This window comes from Alphaproteobacteria bacterium (assembly GCA_016699735.1).
Taxonomy (GTDB): Bacteria; Pseudomonadota; Alphaproteobacteria; order Micavibrionales; family Micavibrionaceae; genus JAGNKE01.
In genome coordinates, this window is the sequence record CP065008.1 from 1,604,840 (window position 1) to 1,621,685 (window position 16,846).

The following is a 16,846-nucleotide window of genomic DNA, read 5'->3' on the forward strand; positions in this document are numbered from 1 at the left end:
GAAACCCGATAACGCACCCGAACCCACCGCCTTCTTCACCCGGATCGTAGACATCCTCACCGCGCCGCGCTTTATTGCCTCAAGCCCGCGCCTCAAATTCTTCCTCTCCGAATTCCTCTATTTCGGCTTCAAGCAGGCCTGGGCCTGCCTGTTCGGCGGTCTGATGCTGGCCGCGATCATCGCTACGCGCTTCCTCTGGATCTCAGATTTGCCGTTGGCCCGCTACGATTTTCTCTTTATCTACGCAATCCTCATTCAAATCCTGTTCGTGCGCCTCAATCTCGAAAATTGGGAGGAGGTGCGTGTAATTTTTATTTTCCATGTCGTCGGCACGGCGATGGAGATTTTCAAGACCCACATGGGATCATGGATATACCCTGAGGAAAACCTGCTCCGCATCGGTGGTGTCCCCCTGTTCTCCGGCTTTATGTATTCGGCGGTCGGCAGTTACATCGCACGCGTCTGGCGGATTTTCGATTTCAAATTCACCCGCTACCCCCGCAAGGATTTAACGGTCCTGCTCTGCATTCTCATTTACATGAATTTCTTCACCCATCACTTTACCTATGATATCCGGCTCTTCCTATTCGCCTTCACGATCCTGCTCTACGCCCGCACATGGGTTTATTACAAGCCGCACGAAACCTTTCAGAAAATGCCGCTTCTCCTCGGGTTTTTTCTGGTGTCCTTTTTTATCTGGATTGCCGAAAATACCGGAACCTTCGCCGCCGCATGGCGTTACCCCGATCAGGCGCACGCCTGGGCGCTCGTCTCGCCCCACAAAATGGGCGCGTGGTTCCTGCTGATGATCATCAGCTTCGTGTTGGTCACACTCCTGCATAAGGACGGGCTGGAGGAGGGTAAAAAGGAAGATGAGGAAAACTAGGCGGGCGCCGCCTCGGGCTCCGCTTCCGGGTCCGGCGCGGCCTTCCGCGCCACGATGGCCTGATAAAGATCGCGGACCTTCACCTGCCCCATCGCTTCGTTCGCCGCCTCTCCGAATTTTCCCACATACTGCAAGGCTTGACGGTCCAGCTCCAGTTCGAGGACTTTCGCTTGAAGAAGATGCAGAGCCGGCAGCAATCGATCGTAAACCTCCACGATCTCCCGCACCTGTGGCCGCTCGAAGCGCCGGAAATCGGTCACCCCCTCCAGCGCATCGGGCAAAATGCACTCATCCGGCCGGATAAAGAAAAAATCATCCTCCATCCCCGGCTTGGCCACCGACCACGCCTGAGTAACCGGATTCCGATCAACGGCAATCCCCATGGCCTCCGCCCGGATTTGAAATTCCTCATCCTCGTAATTCACTTCACGCCGCAATTCATCATAGCTCTTGCCCGTCTCCTGCGCCATCAGCCAGCCCAGCGTCCGGTTGAGATTCTCCTGCGGTGCCGCGTAGCGGTATTGCTCCAGAACCCCCATGATGAAGCCTTGGCGGTCAACATAGGGCTCCTTGATTTTTCCGGTGATCGTCCCCAGTAAGACTTTCTCGATCTCGAAATTATAGATTTCGGAATCATAGCTCCCCTGATAGGGCGTCCCCTCCAGCCCCTCATGCGGCGGCGCGTTGAACGCCAGCCCCAGCAAAACGTGCCCGGCCTCATGATCGAACCCTTCGACGCTTTGGTATTTCCAGACCGTTTTGACATGGTGGTTCACGGCCTCTCTGAGCGTCATATCCCGGCCCAGCATCGTCTGCAACTCGCCATCACGCCCGCCCGTCAGCGCTGCCTCCGGCCCCTCCAAAATTTGCCGGACAAGATTTCCCAGAATGTCCTTGATACTGCGGGTCATAGTCGGAACTCCGTCCCGTCTGCATCTCGTTCGGGAGCAGGGGGCGTGAATCCGGACATCATCGCCGTGTGCAAGTCACGGACTTTAACCTCTCCAAGGGCGTCCCTCTGCTTCTGCTCAGTATTTAGGGCGTCACGATGGCGAGGGAAAGTTCCGCTCAAAAAATCCGTGAGAAAGACCAGTCCGGGCCGCAGCCGCTCATACATCGCCTCCGCCTGCTCGTCACTGGGGCGTAAAAAGCGTTGGAAATCGTTAACGTCCTCGATATCGTCCGGCAGGTAATGCTTGCGGTCGTCCACGTACCAGAACCGCTCATCCATCGCCGGAATGTCAGCGCCCCAGGTCTCATTATCCTGAGTGATCTGAACAACTCCATGATGTTCGGCAAACTGGTAAAGCACGGCATCCTTGTAGGCACCGGCGCGGTGCGGCTGTTCGCCATCGATACTAGCGATGCGCCTGAGCGCCCAGTTGACAACCCGGTTGAGATTGCCCGACGGCCCGTAAATATCGTAATTTTCCTGCACCCTCTCGAGGAACCTTGCTTTCATTTGCTCCTCGTCGGCGGCAGCCTTTCCGCTCATGCTGTCAAGTAAGGTCATCTGGAGGGCAACGGTATAGATCTCGGCCTCGTAATCGGCCTGATAGGGATAATCGTGAGAGGCACCCGGCAGAGCCTTGCTAAATGCCATCAGGATATGGCCGATATCATGCTCGAGGTCGAATTCACGTGTCAGACCCCAGTGTTTGAGATGATAGGCCGAAGCCTCAGCAAGGGTCATATCCTCGCGCAGCATGACCGCCACCTCGTCCTCGGCAACGGGCGCACGAGAACCCTTCGCGTCTGCGGAGGCAAAGCCGGAACTGAGACGATCGTTAGCCATACTTGAAATCCCGCTTATAATTGCCTCTATTCTGGTTTTTTTCGCAGAAATAGTCAATTTTATTAAGGTAAACTAACTCCACAATAAGCTGTAAGGACCGAAAAACATGGAACTCTTCACCGCCTATGCCACCTTCGCTAATGAGGAACAGGCCCGCACCATCGCCGAAACCGTGGTCGGGGAACGCTTGGCGGCCTGCGCCAATATTCTAGCCCCGCACCATTCCGTTTACTGGTGGGAAGGGAAGGTGCAGCACGCGAAGGAAACCGCCGTCCTCTTCAAAACCACTGAAAAAGCCTTCGAATCCCTGAAAAAGCGCATAGCAGAGCTTCATACATACGACTGCCCCTGCATAGTGGCATGGGAGATCAAGGAGGGGCATAAACCCTTTCTCGACTGGATTGTTAAAGAAACGGTAGTATAATACCGCAATCCTAATAACCTGTTTTCATTGTAAAATATTATTGACAAAGCAACGCCGCTGTTCCATAAACACGGCACTTCGAAGACCAACAAGTTTATAAGAAAGAGCTTCACATGAAGACATATTCGGCAAAACCCTCGGAGATCGAGAAGAAATGGATTCTCATCGACGCGGAAAATCTCATTCTCGGCCGTCTGGCCAGTGTTGTGGCGATGCGCCTGCGCGGCAAGCATAAACCGTCTTTTACGCCCCACATGGATTGCGGCGATAACGTGATTATCATCAACGCGGAAAAGGTCCAGCTGACCGGAAACAAGCGCGAAGATGATGTTTATTACTGGCACACCGGCTACCCCGGCGGGATCAAGCAGCGCACAAAGGCGCAGATGCTCGACGGCAAATACCCCCAGCGCGTGATCGAAAACGCCGTGGAGCGGATGCTCCCGAAGGGACCGCTGGGCCGCAAGGTCTTCAAAAACCTGCGCGTCTATGCCGGAACCGCTCATCCGCACGAGGCCCAGAATCCCGAAAAGCTGGATGTGGCCGCACTGAACCCCAAGAACAAACGCAACGCTTAAGCAGGGCTGAAAACCAATGACCAAGAAAAAAGACAACAAACCTGAATTCGTCAAGGAAACCCTTCCGCGCCGCAAAAGCAAGAAGGAAGAGTCGATCAAGGATCTCGGCGCCATCGGCGATGCCGTCGTGGCGGCCAAAAATCTTCCCGCTGCCGACGAAGGCGAACGCAAATCTTCTGAAAAGAAGGTGCCAAAACTCGACAAGCTGGGCCGCGCCTACGCCACAGGCCGCCGCAAGAACGCGGTCGCCCGTGTCTGGATCAAACCCGGCTCCGGCAAGGTCACCGTCAACGGCAAAGAGCAATCCGCGTACTTCTGCCGCCAGACGCACCTTCTGATCCTCAACCAGCCGTTCCTGATCGCGGACCGCGTCGGCCGTTTCGATGTCTTCGCCACCGTTACGGGCGGCGGTCTCTCCGGTCAGGCCGGCGCCGTGCGCCACGGCATTGCCCGCGCCCTTGAGAATTTCGACCCCGCCCTGCGCCCGCCGCTGAAAAAGGCCGGCATGATCACGCGGGATCCTCGGATCGTCGAGCGCAAGAAGGTCGGCAAGCACAAGGCCCGCCGGACCAAGCAGTGGGCGAAGCGTTAATCGCTTTCCCCTTTACGGAATTTTCCAAGCACCCCCGCCCAAACGGGGGTGTTTGTTTTTTTGATACTTGTCATTCCCCCGAAAGCGGGAATCTAGTCCTGAGAGCGTTGTGATCGTTGTATCCGTTGTGTTTCAAAGTTATGCTAGGCACACATAAAACAGGAATCTGCATGAGCAAATTCATCTACCCCTACCGCGGCATCAGCCCGAAAATTCACGAAACCGCCTTCATCGCCCCATCGGCCAGCATCATCGGCGACGTGGAAATCGGGGAGGGGACGAACATCTGGTACAACTGCGTCCTGCGCGGCGATGTCTATAACATCAAAATCGGCAAAAACACGAACATCCAGGACGGGACGGTCGTTCACACCACCAGCGATTTTCAGGGCACTTATATTGGCGACGGCGTGACCGTGGGCCACAGCGCCATCCTCCACGCCTGCACGGTGGAGGATTTCGGCTTTGTGGGGATGCAGGCCTGCGTGATGGATGGCGCGGTTGTGGAGAGCATGGCGATGCTCGCGGCCGGAGCCTTATTAACCCCCGGCAAGCGCGTCCCGAAGGGCCAACTCTGGGCGGGCCGCCCCGCCAAATTCATGCGCGAGATGATGGAGGAGGAAAACAGATACATCCTCTGGTCCGCCGAACATTACCGCAAGCTCGGACAGGAGCATAAGGAGAATTGTTGTTTATAATGACTACAGAGCAAAAATTATGGAAGGCAATTCTCGAACTTTACACTTTGCTTAGAGAAAATATTAACGAAGAAGAAAAGTACCAAAAGTATTTTGAGGAAAATCCGCCAATTTTTTACATTCTTGGTTTAGATGTCGTAGAATCTTTTGAAAAAAAATCAAAAAATAAACTGGCTTTTGATAAAGAAAGAAATTTTAGACCTGAACCCGATTTTATTGGAATCAATAAAAATTCAAAAATAGTACGAGTAATAGATATAAAAACCCCTTTTGTAGAAAAAATTACTACGAGCAGGAGTTCTGATTCAAATAGGGCAAAGTTTGACGCAGAAACCGAAAAATACATATCTCAAGTCACAGAATATATTGATTCAATTAAGGAAAACCCTGAATCAAGAGAGAGGCTTAAAGCTCTTTTTAGAGAAAAACGATTTTCTGCGTATCAAAGTATAATGATATACGGTCTGAGCAGCCAAAATGATCCACGGCTTGTTGCCGATCTTTGCAGTAAAAGAGTGCCACCAATTGAAATAATATTTTTTGATACATTATTACAAAAGCTTATAGAACAATACTCACATTCTCGAGTTGACATACAAAAAAGATCAGGCGGGTGTTTTATATTTCAGATATCTTTACCAAAAACCCAAAAAAACAAAAAAGCTTACCTTTTTGATATAGGAAAAAAAAAGAGAAACAGGCTGTCCGCAATAATATATAAAGGAAAATTAAACCTCGAGTGTAAAGATAGTAATGGAGATATTCATAAACTCTCAGCAATAATTAAACCAAACAAGCTTCATTATATTAAATTTGAATTCTCAAATGATAGTGAAGGAGTTTACATGTCTTTATCTGTAAATGATGATGAGCAAGACCTAAGGCACGGTAAGACCACCTTAAACATAGACTTAAACCTAAATAGTTTAGTATTAGGAGCAGATCTAAAAGGAAATAATGGCGCTGAGTTTTCTATTGTTTCAAAAATGATTTTTGACTCAACCTTATCACTAAGCGAAAAACTTGAAGTATATTATAATTTAAAAAAATCAAATACATCCCCGCCGCCAGCCATGATAAATTTTAGCCCAGAGCAGTATTTTATAAGAGATAACAGTGGAAATCTTGTTCAAGAAAACCAAAAATTCGGACCGAGGTTGGCACTCACAAATCCCGATCCCCAAAAGGGCAACTAACCCTTCCCCCTCACATACCGCCCCGGCGCGGCCTCTATGCCCTTCGCGGGCGTCCGCGCAGCAATCTTCTTGCCCGCAAAATCCCTGATCCACTCCTGCCAGTGTGTCCACCACGACCCCTCATGCTGTACGGCCTTCTCGAACCATTCATCGGGGTTAGCGGGCGTCAGGGTGTTATCCCAATAGCAGTATTTTTTCTTGTCAGGCGGGTTGATGACACCCGCAATATGCCCCGAGGCCGCAAGGGTAAACGTCACCGGCCCGCCCAGATGCTTCATCCCGGCATAGGTCGCGCTCCACGGGGCAATATGATCCTCGCGTGTCGAAAGAAAGAAGGCGGGGGTCTTAATCGTGCCCAGATCAACCGGAACGCCCTGCATCGTAAGTGCCCCTGGCTTGATCAACGCATTCTGCTGGTACATATTCCGCAGATAAAAACTATGCATTGCTGCAGGCATATTCGTGCAGTCGTCGTTCCAGTACAGAAGGTCAAAGGGAAACGGCTCCTTCCCAAGCAGGTAGTTATTCACCACAAAGGACCAGATCAGGTCATTGGCCCGCAGCAAACTGAACGTCTGCTGCATCTCCTTGCCCTCAAGGATCCCCTTCTCGAACATCTTCTTGTCGATCTGGTTGATCTGCTCCTCGTCGAGGAAAATCTTGAGATCGCCAGCCTTTTCGAAATCCAGTAAAGTGGTCAGGAAGGTCGCGGAAGCCACGCGCCCCGCCGTCTTTTTGGCCGTAAGATACGAAAGCGTACAGGAGAGCAGCGTCCCGCCGAGGCAATAGCCGATGACATTCGTCGAACCTTTACCCGTAGCGCCCTCAATTTGATCCAGAGCCGCGAGAATACCCTCGCTCATATAATCTTCAAACGTCTTCTGCGCCAGTTCCGGTCCGGGATTAACCCATGAAATGGTGAACACCGTATGACCCTGCGCCACCGCCCACGCGATGAAGGAGTTTTCAGGGCGCAGATCAAGAATATAATACTTGTTGATCCACGGCGGAATAATCAGAAGCGGCGTCTCGAAAACGCTCTCCGTCGTCGGCGAGTACTGAAGAAGCTGCATCAGGTCGTTTTCAAAGACAACGCGCCCCGGCGCCACGGCAATGTTTTTTCCAAGCTCGAACGTATCGTAATCCGTGGTGCTGATTTTCAGCTCACCGCCGCCGCGCTCCATGTCCTCGATCAGGTTTTCCAGACCCTTCACAAGGTTCTCGCCGCCTGTCTTGAGGGTTTCGTTTAACACTTCCGGGTTGGTCAGAACAAAGTTCGTCGGCGAAAGCGCATTCGCAAACAAACGGGTCGCAAAGGCCAGTTTTTCCTTTTGCCTTGAATCCATGCCCTCCGTATCCCGCACCGTCCGCTCCATCCAGCGGCAGGTCAGAAGGTAAGATTGCTTGATGAAATCGAAGAGTGCGCTTTCCTGCCACTCCGGGGCGCGGAACCGCCGATCGCCGACCTCGGGTTCGATGACGGCTTTTCCGCCCTGACCCATGAATTTCATCAGGCTTTCCTGCCAGAGATTAGCCCAGTCCTGCACGAATTGCGCCTGCAACTCGAAAAACTTCGTGGGGTCGGTGACAATGCTGTCCAGAAACGCCAGATAGCTCTCCCGGATGTTGAGCGGGTCGAGATCTCGGTTCAGAAAAGCGTCCATACCCTTCTGACTGCCGTGTTTTTCGACATATTCCTCGAAGATCGGCATCGCCTTTGTATAGGCGTCAAGCAAGGCGCGGCTCAAGGCCACCGGATCGGGCATTTTATAGCCGTGGTCGGTTTGTGAAGGCGGTTTGGACACGGCTTTTGCCATAATTTTCAGTGAGATGCAAAAAAGTTCTGTTGCAATATTTTAAGACTGTGCTGCAAGCAGCTTAAAAAATCAAGCGCAGAATAATTTAAGGTGAGCCGGAGGCGGCGGTCTCCGGAATCCCTGCCGTCTGAAAACGCCGACACAAAACGGCGAGATAAATGACGACAAACAAAAAAAGATAAATTTCCTCGACTTCGCTGGAACGCCAGAAAAGGTGACGGTCAAAGGCACCGAAACTTTTATCTGTAACCTTAAGAAACACGAAAAACAGAGCGCAGGGGATAACTTCGACTGAGCCTAAAATCGGTGAAAGAATTTTGGGAACCGCCTTGGAATAAAATTTCTGCAGCAGAGGGATCAAAATCCCGCAAACGATCACACCAACTTCAAGAGCCATGCGGGGCTTCTGATCCAGCCATGAAGAAGTGTTATGAAGGTTGGTCTCCTCCTGGTCGTTCAGAGTTTTCCAGTACTCGGGTGTCGCCCACTCAAACCAGTGCTGCCCCCAGCTCAGCTCTTCGCCCAGCACGTAAATACTCCCGCACAGCGCAAGCCCGCCCCAAAGCCTGATCGCAACCGACGGGGCGATTGTAACAAGGCGAAGGGCAAGAAAAACCGCCGGACAAAGGATCAGAGCCTGCAAATACTCATGTGGTCCGGTTTCGGAATGAAGATCGGCCATGTAACGGTCCGGCACGAAAACCTCAATCCCGATCTGCGTGAGCATTATCAGGGCGGGAAAAAGCATCCAGACAAAGCGTTTAAGAAAAAAATCGACCAGAAACATAAAGAACTTTTTTTATAAGCATATGAAAAATAAGGCTGATGATCAACCTCGGAGCAGCGGCCGAAGTGTTAAAATTGCCTAGACTGTTGTTACGGCAACACACGTTTTCTTGAATCTGGCTCAAAACCACTGTATGAACGGAGCCGGACAAGGCGTTACAGGAGGCTCTTGAAGTTATGTCGCAACCCTTTCGCATCGGAATCGCAGGCCTGGGAACGGTCGGCGTAGGCGTCGTTAAAATCCTTCAGAAAAACGCAGGGCTGATTGCCCGCCGCGCCGGACGGCCGATTGAAATCGTTGCGGTATCCGCAAAAAATGAAGACCGGGATAGGGGGGTCGATCTCTCATCCTATCAATGGGTGTCGAAAACCGAGGCTCTTGCAGGCATCAAGGATTTGGACGCCATCGTCGAGCTGATCGGCGGTTCAGAGGGACCAGCCGCAGACCTCGTCAGAAAGTCATTAATAAACAAGCGCCATGTCGTGACCGCGAATAAGGCGCTGCTGGCGCACCACGGCTATGAATTGGCAAAGCTGGCCGATGATAGCAATGTTTGCATAATGTACGAAGCCGCGGTAGCCGGGGGCATCCCGATCATCAAGGCCATGCGCGAAGGCCTCGCCGCCAATGAAATCAAGAGTATATATGGAATTCTTAACGGGACGTGTAACTATATCCTCACCACTATGCGCCAGTCCGGCCGCAGCTTCGAGGATGTTCTCAAGGAAGCGCAGGCCGCAGGTTACGCCGAAGCCGATCCCGCGTTCGATATCGACGGCATCGACGCCGCGCATAAGCTCTGCCTCCTGGCGGCGATTGCGTTCGGCGTGAAGCCGGACTTCGATAATCTGACCATCGAAGGCATCCGCCATATCAACAGCACCGATATCGCCTACGCGACGGAGTTCGGTTATCGGATAAAACTCCTCGGCGTTGCCCGACGCGAAAACGGTAAAATCTTGCAGGTGATGGAACCCTGCCTCGTTCCTATCGAAAGCCCGATGGGCATCATTGACGATGTCTATAACGCCGTCTATGTGGAAGGTGACTTCGTCGAAACCCCGCTTTTGACCGGAAAGGGCGCGGGCAGGGGGCCAACAGCCTCCTCGGTCGTCGCCGACCTCATCGACCTCGCAAGAGGGCACAGATTACCCGCCTTCGGCATCCCGGCGAAAGACCTTCAGGACGCCGTCTGGGCCGATCCCGGCGAAACGGTCAACAGCTACTACCTGCGTCTGATGGTTGTCGATCGGGCGGGCGTAATCGCCGATGTTTCGGCCATCCTCAGGGATAAGAATATTTCCATAGAAGGCCTGGTGCAAAGGGGCCGCGACCCCGGTCAGGCCGTCCCGGTCATCATTACCACCCACGAAACCCGCCACGCGGATATGGCCGGGGCGTGCGAATTGATCGAAAAGCTGGATTGCTGCATCGAAAAACCGCGCCTGATGGTCATCGAGCAAATATAGGCTTGTAATTACATAATCACTCAAATAGGATAGGGCGCTTTTTTAAACCTTCAAGGAAAGACTGCACAATGACGCAAAAGGCGAGGACGATGACGGATAACTCGGCAGAACTGGAACTGAACATGGACCGCAACCTCGCGCTCGAAGTCGTGCGTGTAACGGAGGCTGCGGCTCTGGCCGCCTCCAAACTGGTCGGCCGCGGCGACAAGGACGGCGCGGATCAGGCAGCCGTTGACGCCATGCGGAGCGCCTTGAACGCCCTCAATATCCGTGGAAAAGTCGTCATTGGCGAAGGGGAACGCGATGAAGCCCCTATGCTCTATATCGGCGAGGAAGTCGGCACGGGCACAGGCCCGAAGGTGGACATCGCCCTCGACCCGTTGGAGGGAACAGACATCACGGCCCGCGGTGGCCCGAACGCGCTGGCGGTCATTGCGATGACCGATGAGGGCGGATTCCTGAACGCCCCCGATGTCTATATGGAAAAAATTGCGGTCGGTCCCGGCATCGACCCGAAAATCCTGAGCCTCGACGATCCCATCGGCGACGTCCTGAAGCGTCTGGCGAAGGAAAAAGACGGCAAAATTGAAGATCTGGCCGTCTGCATCCTCGACCGCCCGCGCCACGAAAAACTCATCAATAGCGTACGCGAAGCCGGCGCGCGCATCATCCTCATCGGTGACGGCGACGTCAGCGCAGTCATTGCAACAACCGAACCGGAAAACACCGGGATAGATCTGTATGTCGGCTCCGGCGGCGCACCGGAAGGTGTATTGGCGGCGGCGGCGTTGCAATGCACCGGCGGCGCGATACTGGGCAGGCTCGTCTTCCGCAACGAGGATGAAATCGCCCGCGCCGAACGCTGGGGCATTAAGGATCTCAATCGTGTTTACAAGACAAACGATCTGGCTAGCGGCGAAAACGTGATGTTCGCAGCCACGGGCGTAACCGACGGCGCCACGATGCGCGGCGTACGCCGCTCGGCAGCAGGAGCCAAGACCTCCTCTATCGTCATGCGCTCAAAATCCGGCACGATCCGCCGGATTGAATCGACCCACAATTTCCGCCGCAAGACGTGGCTGCAGTCGATATAAGGCAGAACTATGGGGGTTGAGCAATGTGAAAGGCACAGTCAAAAACTCTCAGGAGTTTTATCTTGCCCTCACGTGTATTCAGCAGCAAAATATAAACAGCCTCTTATCCCTTGCAAAAAGTTATACGCGGATGGTATCCCTTACGTTGTATGTAGTGAATGTGAAAAAAACTACCAACAAGATATACTTGCCGATGACTTTCCGCCTAACGTGAGTCCGTTATGTGAGCAGTGCCTAATGGACTGGGCATTGAACAGCGTAAGCGCCTCTGTGGATAAACCATGACTTTTTCCGGCTGTGGCTACTCCACGGGCCATGAAAATCTTAAGCTGATCCCATGACAAACGGCGTTTTGGTTGAGGAATCCCTGCTGCGTTCGCGGTGGGTGCTGACGGACTCTCCCTTGGATGAGATTGAAAAAATCGCCCGCGCTCATAGCTTGCCGGAAATCATCGCCCGCCTCCTCTACGCCCGCGGCATTACGGCGCCAGACGTGCCGCGCTTCCTCCGCCCGACCCTCAAGGATCATTTCCCCGATCCTTTGACGCTGAAGGGCATGAGCGATATGGCCGATGATGTCGCTCAAGCGATTGAAGCGAAGGCGCAATTCGCAATCTTCGGCGATTTCGACGTGGACGGCGCGACCTCTTCCGCAATTTTATACCGCTTTCTGAAACATCTAGGCTTCGATCCGCCCGTCTACATCCCCGACCGTGTGGGCGAGGGTTACGGCCCGAATATCGAGGCGCTGAAAACCTTGCGCCGACAGGGTACGGAAATTCTCTTCATGCTCGATTGCGGCACGACCGCTTTCGATATCATAAAGGCCGGAACGGAGATGGGCCTCAAAATTATTATCCTCGACCACCATGAGGCTGAGGAAAAACTCCCCGAAGCCTGGCACGTCATCAATCCCAAGCGCAAGGACGATACCTCCGGCCTGACCATGCTGGCAGCCTGCGGCGTAACCTTTCTCGCCTGCGTAGCAATCAACAGCCGCTTGCGCGAACGCGGCTGGTACACGGCGCAAAACTTGAAAGAGCCCGATCTGAAATCCTTCATGGATATTCTGGCGCTGGGCACGGTCTGCGATATGGTCCCTCTGACAGGGCCAAACCGCTTGTTCGTCCGCACAGGATTTTCCACCCCCGAAAACAAGCTGAACACGGGCATAAGGGCGCTCATGGAAGTCGCCCGGATCAAAGCGCCGATCACAACCTACGATGCCGGATTCGTCCTCGGCCCGCGCATTAACGCCGGAAGCAGGGTTCATAAAGCCGATCTGGGCGCAAGGCTTCTCTGTACCGACAATCCCGAAGAGGCCAAAAACATCGCCTGGACGCTCGATGATTGCAACAAGCTCCGCAAGGAGATGCAGCTTGAAATGGAAGAACAGGCCATGCGGATGGTCGAGGACAGGAACCTGCAGGACGCGCCGATCATTCTGGTCGATCAGGAAGGCTGGCATCCGGGCCTCAGCGGTCTGGTCGCCGGAAACTTGAAGGAAAAATATGGACGTCCCGCCTGCGTAGTTGCTTACGCGGAGTCCCTCTCGGGACAGATTGAGGGGCGCGGCTCCGGGCGGTCGGTCCCCGGAATCCACATCGCCAACGCCTTTATCGATGCCCGCGCCGCCGGATGGCTGGAAAAGGGCGGTGGACACGCCATGGCCGGGGGCTTTACCGTCCTGCCCGAAAAGATGGAGGGGCTGCGTGACTTTCTCTATACCCACATCAGCGCACAACAAACATCCGGTGCAATCAATATCACAACATCAATCGACGGAGTCCTCTCGGCGCGGGGAATAACAGTCGAACTGGTCACACTGTTGCAGGATTTCATCGGCCCCTTCGGGCAGGAACACCCGGAGCCGATTTTTGCTTTAACGGACATGAAAATCCACAGCGCCGATATCGTGGGCGAAAAGCACGTCCGGCTTCTGGTCTCTGACCGCGAAGGCGGCCCAAGGGTAAAGGCCATGGCCTTCCGCGCCGTCGGGTCGCCGATGGGCGAAATGCTGCTCAGCCGGAACAAGGGACCGGTGCATCTGGCCGCAACTCTGAAAATCAACGAATGGCAAGGTCGCCAGAGCGCGGAAATCATCATTCAGGACGCCGCCCCGGCAAAAAAACAGGAAGCAGGAGCATCGAAACACCGCCAAACCGCCGAGGCGATCTGAGCAAGGAACGGTCATCAATCGTGTTGACAACCATCAGGACTTTCATCGAAACGCATTTTGGCGCCTTTCTGCTTCTGGCGTTCGTTCTGGGCTTGACCGTTCCGGGCATCGAAGCCACGCCCAAAAATGCCATTCTGTTTTTGCAGGCCACGATTATCCTCTTCGCCTGCTCGAAAATCCGTATCGCCGATTTTAGCGACTTCCGGGCGCGGGACGTGGGAGGTTTCTATATCCTGCGCTTTATTTTATTGCCAATACTCATGTTCTACGTGGCGGCGATCTTCGTGCCGGACTACAAATATGCGCTTCTTCTCCTCGGAACGATGCCCTGCGGCGCAACGCTTCCGGCGATGATGAGCATCCTCGGGGGCAACCCGGCCTTGGGTCTGACCGCCACCACAATCTCAGGTCTTCTGTCGCCCTTCGTCGTATCCGTCATCTTCGCGTTATTCAGCACGATGGGCCTGCAGCTTGATATTTACGGGATGTTCCAGACGCTCTTTATCGTCATCTTCTGTCCTGTCCTTCTCTATTTTGGTGTCCTCAGGCGCATCGAACCTCTAAAGTTAAAGATGCGCGAAAACGCGTCCATGATGGCCATTATCCTGATCTTTGGCGTCATCATGATTGTAGTCGCCTACCAGAGGGAAAAATTTTTTCAGGAGCCGTGGTTCTTCGCCGAGGCGTTTATCGTCGGAACCATCGCCTATTTCATCTATTACGCCCTGGGCTGGTTTCTCTTCAAAAACCGCGACCGCAGCACCCGCATCAGCTATTCTTTAATGGGCGGAAACAACAACATAGCCCTTGGAATCAGCCTCGCCGCCCTCTATTTCCCCGAAAAGGAAATGTTTATTCTTGTCGTCTGGGAAATTTTGTGGATAATGGGTGTTACATTATTTCAGTTGTATGTTAAGAGGTATCCGTAACGTCAGGGCATAAAGCGTTGCGTTACAGCAAAATGCGGGAAAAAGATGCAGATTAAAAAGGTCCAGGGACTGCTCAGCGGTGTGGTGATCCTCTCGGAGGCCAGTCATGTCTTTTGCTGCGTCCTTCCGACGCTCTTTAGCATCATGGGCATTCTGGTTGGTTTGGGCGTAGCAGGGGCTATGCCGTTATGGCTCAGCGGCGTTCATGAAATGATCCACGAGTGGGAACTCCCGATCATCATCTCCTCCGGTCTGATTTTGCTTCTGGGGTGGACCGTCCATTACGTCAGCGAAAAAATGGATTGTCATGACACGGGCTGCCATCATCCGCCCTGCGGACCGCAGAAAAAAAGCGCTGCGACGATCCTCAAAATAGCCACGCTTTTATTCATTGCCAACATCGCAGTGTTTCTGGTCTTCCATAAAGGCCTGCAGAATCTGGGCTTGGTCAGCGATCCTGCTCACATCGCAGCTTCAGAATCTGGTCATCCCGAAGATCACGACGGCCACCGGCATTAATCCTCTTCGCTGAAAACCAGAGCCGCCGGACGGCCCTCCTTCATAGGCAGGGAAACTTTTCTATAAAAGCAGCTATGACGCCCTGTATGACAGGTGCCCTCAGCGTCCTCGTGACCCTTCGGCTTACGCACCTCTACAAAAAGCAGCAGGCAATCCTGATCGCAATCGGTTCTGAGTTCTACAACCTTTTGCACAAAACCGCTGGTGGCTCCTTTATGCCAGAGCATCTTGCGGCTCCTTGACCAGTAATGAGCTTCTCCGCTCTCCAGCGTCTTGCAAAGAGCCTCGTCGTTCATATAGGCCATCATCAGAACCCGGCCCGTTTCCGCACACTGGGTAATACACGGGATAAGCCCGTTCGCATCGTAAGCGGGCTGGAAGTCAAGCCCTTCCTCAAGGTCAATTTTTTTGGACATAATCACTTCCTTAATGGGACCACGTACGCTCGACCCAGCGCTGGCGCCGGTAATCGTATTTCAGTTCGCCGCTCAGGCTGCCCGCACGCCCGCGAGGATCCTTGATACTGCAATAATATTCCGACTGCGTATTCTGATGAACAAAGCCATTATGAAGCAGCATCGCGCGCGGGTAGGGGACATAACGCAACTTGACCTCTTCCCCATCCAGCTTGATATGATCGAGAGTATTTTTGGTCAGCAGCATCTCATGCTCATGCTCAAGCGCATATTCTCGGGACTCTTCGCAAATTCTCATCGCCAGCTCAATTTCAACGGCCACATCGTCGTAATATTTAGCATCGCGCTGGTTGAAAAGAGCATACCCAAGCCCGAAAACGACCGCAACCGCAGCCAGAAGCCGGATTTTAGATTGCTCTTTCAGGCGCTCAAGAAAGCTCATCGTTTATCCGCGCTCTGCTGATACCGCTTCTCAAAGGCGTCCCAGAGCTTCGCCTCCACGCAATCGCCGTAAAGCATATTCAGATCCTGCACGCCGGAGGGGCAGGTGACATTGATCTCCGTCAGGTACCCGCCGATGACGTCTATCCCCGTAAACACCAGCCCCCGTTTGACCAGTTCCGGCCCGATGGTCTCACAGATATGCAGGTCTTTTTCATTCAGTTCGCACTTTTCCGCCCGCCCGCCCAGATATAGTCCGGCCCGCACCTCTTGCGCTCCGGGAACTCTCAGAAAACCTCCGGCAGGCTTACCGTCGATCAGGATGATCCGCTTGTCGCCTTCCGTCTTCACCTCGGGGATGTATTTCTGCGCGATAATCGCTTCCTTGTAAAACCGCCGGAACATATCGATCAGAGAGCTGAGGTTATCGCTGTCCCGATCGACATGGAAAACCAGTGACCCGCCATAATCGTAAAGCGGCTTGAGGATGATATCGCCATGCTGGGCGTAAAACTCCTTGATCGCTTCCCGGTCGGCAGTAATCAGGGTCGGGGGGATCAAGCTCCTGAAATGCGTGACCAACAGCTTCTCCGGCGCGTTCCGCACCTCGAACGGGTCGTTGATGACCAGAGTTTTGGGGTAAAGGTGATCGAGGATATGGGTAGCGGTAACATAGTCCATGTCGAACGGCGGCTCTTGGCGCATCAGGACGATGTCCACGTCCTGCCGCAGATCAAGAATAACCTCCTCGCCGATAGTATAGTAGTTATTCTTGTCCATCCGCGCATCGATAGACCGGGCCCGCGCCAGAACCCGCCCATCAAGCAGGGAAAGCTCGGAAGGCGTGTAATAATGAACAGGATACCCGCGCTTTCGGGCCTCCACGATCAGGGCAAAAGTGCTGTCCACATCGTGTTCAAACCCCTCGACGGGGTCCATCTGTACGGCGACGCGAAGGGTCATCGTTCGTTCTCGCTTGTTGCTTTTCTTACGTTTTTATACTAGCTCTGGGGGCGAATGAAAATA

At 53.5% G+C, this 16,846-nt stretch carries 18 protein-coding genes; 11 read left to right on the plus strand and 7 right to left on the minus strand.

Translation table 11 applies throughout. From position 1 onward, the window contains the following. The first annotated feature begins 43 nt into the window (after nt 1-43). Nucleotides 44-886, plus strand: a complete 843-nt coding sequence (locus IPN28_07875) for a DUF817 domain-containing protein (GenBank protein QQS58570.1) — start codon at nt 44-46, stop codon at nt 884-886. Here the strand turns inward: IPN28_07875 and IPN28_07880 are convergent. After that, nucleotides 883-1,797, minus strand: coding sequence for a hypothetical protein (locus IPN28_07880; protein QQS56220.1), 915 nt, complete (start codon nt 1,795-1,797; stop codon nt 883-885). The two genes, IPN28_07875 and IPN28_07880, sit on opposite strands and share 4 nt — an antisense overlap. Next, nucleotides 1,794-2,681 (minus strand): hypothetical protein, encoded by an 888-nt coding sequence (locus IPN28_07885; protein ID QQS56221.1) that lies wholly within the window; start codon nt 2,679-2,681, stop codon nt 1,794-1,796. The genes IPN28_07880 and IPN28_07885 overlap by 4 nt, the downstream gene beginning before the upstream one ends. Before the next feature lie 106 nt (nt 2,682-2,787). On the opposite strand from IPN28_07885, the gene IPN28_07890 reads away from it, so the two are divergent. The 5 genes from IPN28_07890 (at nt 2,788) to IPN28_07910 (ending at nt 6,169) form a co-directional block, all read left to right on the plus strand. Beyond that, nucleotides 2,788-3,105: a divalent-cation tolerance protein CutA gene (locus tag IPN28_07890; GenBank protein QQS56222.1), complete on the plus strand. Its 318-nt coding sequence runs from the start codon at nt 2,788-2,790 to the stop codon at nt 3,103-3,105. A 113-nt stretch (nt 3,106-3,218) separates the two neighbouring features. Further along, nucleotides 3,219-3,683 (plus strand): 50S ribosomal protein L13, encoded by a 465-nt coding sequence (gene rplM / locus IPN28_07895; GenBank protein QQS56223.1) that lies wholly within the window; start codon nt 3,219-3,221, stop codon nt 3,681-3,683. A gap of 16 nt (nt 3,684-3,699) precedes the next feature. Then, complete coding sequence (gene rpsI, locus IPN28_07900; protein QQS56224.1) at nt 3,700-4,275, plus strand: 30S ribosomal protein S9; 576 nt, start codon at nt 3,700-3,702, stop codon at nt 4,273-4,275. A gap of 170 nt (nt 4,276-4,445) precedes the next feature. After that, complete coding sequence (locus IPN28_07905) at nt 4,446-4,973, plus strand: gamma carbonic anhydrase family protein (protein QQS56225.1); 528 nt, start codon at nt 4,446-4,448, stop codon at nt 4,971-4,973. Then, complete coding sequence (locus tag IPN28_07910; protein ID QQS56226.1) at nt 4,973-6,169, plus strand: DUF4263 domain-containing protein; 1,197 nt, start codon at nt 4,973-4,975, stop codon at nt 6,167-6,169. The genes IPN28_07905 and IPN28_07910 overlap by 1 nt, the downstream gene beginning before the upstream one ends. On the opposite strand, the gene phaC is transcribed toward IPN28_07910, so the two are convergent. Both phaC and IPN28_07920 read right to left on the minus strand, forming a co-directional pair. Next, complete coding sequence (gene phaC, locus IPN28_07915) at nt 6,166-7,986, minus strand: class I poly(R)-hydroxyalkanoic acid synthase (protein QQS56227.1); 1,821 nt, start codon at nt 7,984-7,986, stop codon at nt 6,166-6,168. The two genes, IPN28_07910 and phaC, sit on opposite strands and share 4 nt — an antisense overlap. Nucleotides 7,987-8,071: 85 nt before the next feature. Beyond that, nucleotides 8,072-8,773 carry a hypothetical protein gene (locus IPN28_07920; protein ID QQS56228.1) on the minus strand — a complete coding sequence of 234 codons (702 nt, stop codon included), beginning with the start codon at nt 8,771-8,773 and terminating at the stop codon, nt 8,072-8,074. A gap of 176 nt (nt 8,774-8,949) precedes the next feature. Here IPN28_07920 and IPN28_07925 point away from each other — a divergent pair, with 176 nt between their 5' ends. The 5 genes from IPN28_07925 (at nt 8,950) to IPN28_07945 (ending at nt 14,963) form a co-directional block, all read left to right on the plus strand. After that, on the plus strand, nt 8,950-10,242 hold the full coding sequence (locus IPN28_07925; GenBank protein ID QQS56229.1) for a homoserine dehydrogenase: 1,293 nt from the start codon (nt 8,950-8,952) through the stop codon (nt 10,240-10,242). A 122-nt stretch (nt 10,243-10,364) separates the two neighbouring features. Further along, nucleotides 10,365-11,336: a class II fructose-bisphosphatase gene (gene glpX / locus IPN28_07930; GenBank protein QQS58571.1), complete on the plus strand. Its 972-nt coding sequence runs from the start codon at nt 10,365-10,367 to the stop codon at nt 11,334-11,336. Nucleotides 11,337-11,673: 337 nt separating this feature from the next. Continuing rightward, on the plus strand, nt 11,674-13,515 hold the full coding sequence (recJ, locus tag IPN28_07935; protein QQS56230.1) for a single-stranded-DNA-specific exonuclease RecJ: 1,842 nt from the start codon (nt 11,674-11,676) through the stop codon (nt 13,513-13,515). A gap of 20 nt (nt 13,516-13,535) precedes the next feature. Then, nucleotides 13,536-14,444, plus strand: coding sequence for a hypothetical protein (locus tag IPN28_07940; GenBank protein ID QQS56231.1), 909 nt, complete (start codon nt 13,536-13,538; stop codon nt 14,442-14,444). A gap of 45 nt (nt 14,445-14,489) precedes the next feature. Further along, nucleotides 14,490-14,963, plus strand: coding sequence for a hypothetical protein (locus IPN28_07945; protein ID QQS56232.1), 474 nt, complete (start codon nt 14,490-14,492; stop codon nt 14,961-14,963). On the opposite strand, the gene hisI is transcribed toward IPN28_07945, so the two are convergent. From hisI to gshB, 3 genes are read right to left on the minus strand one after another with little or no spacing between them, the layout of a single operon-like run. Further along, complete coding sequence (hisI, locus tag IPN28_07950) at nt 14,960-15,379, minus strand: phosphoribosyl-AMP cyclohydrolase (GenBank protein ID QQS56233.1); 420 nt, start codon at nt 15,377-15,379, stop codon at nt 14,960-14,962. The genes IPN28_07945 and hisI overlap by 4 nt on opposite strands. Nucleotides 15,380-15,389: 10 nt before the next feature. Beyond that, complete coding sequence (locus IPN28_07955; protein QQS56234.1) at nt 15,390-15,821, minus strand: hypothetical protein; 432 nt, start codon at nt 15,819-15,821, stop codon at nt 15,390-15,392. Then, complete coding sequence (gshB, locus tag IPN28_07960; GenBank protein ID QQS56235.1) at nt 15,818-16,783, minus strand: glutathione synthase; 966 nt, start codon at nt 16,781-16,783, stop codon at nt 15,818-15,820. Before gshB ends, IPN28_07955 begins: the two co-directional genes overlap by 4 nt. Between the last annotated feature and the right edge of the window lie 63 nt (nt 16,784-16,846).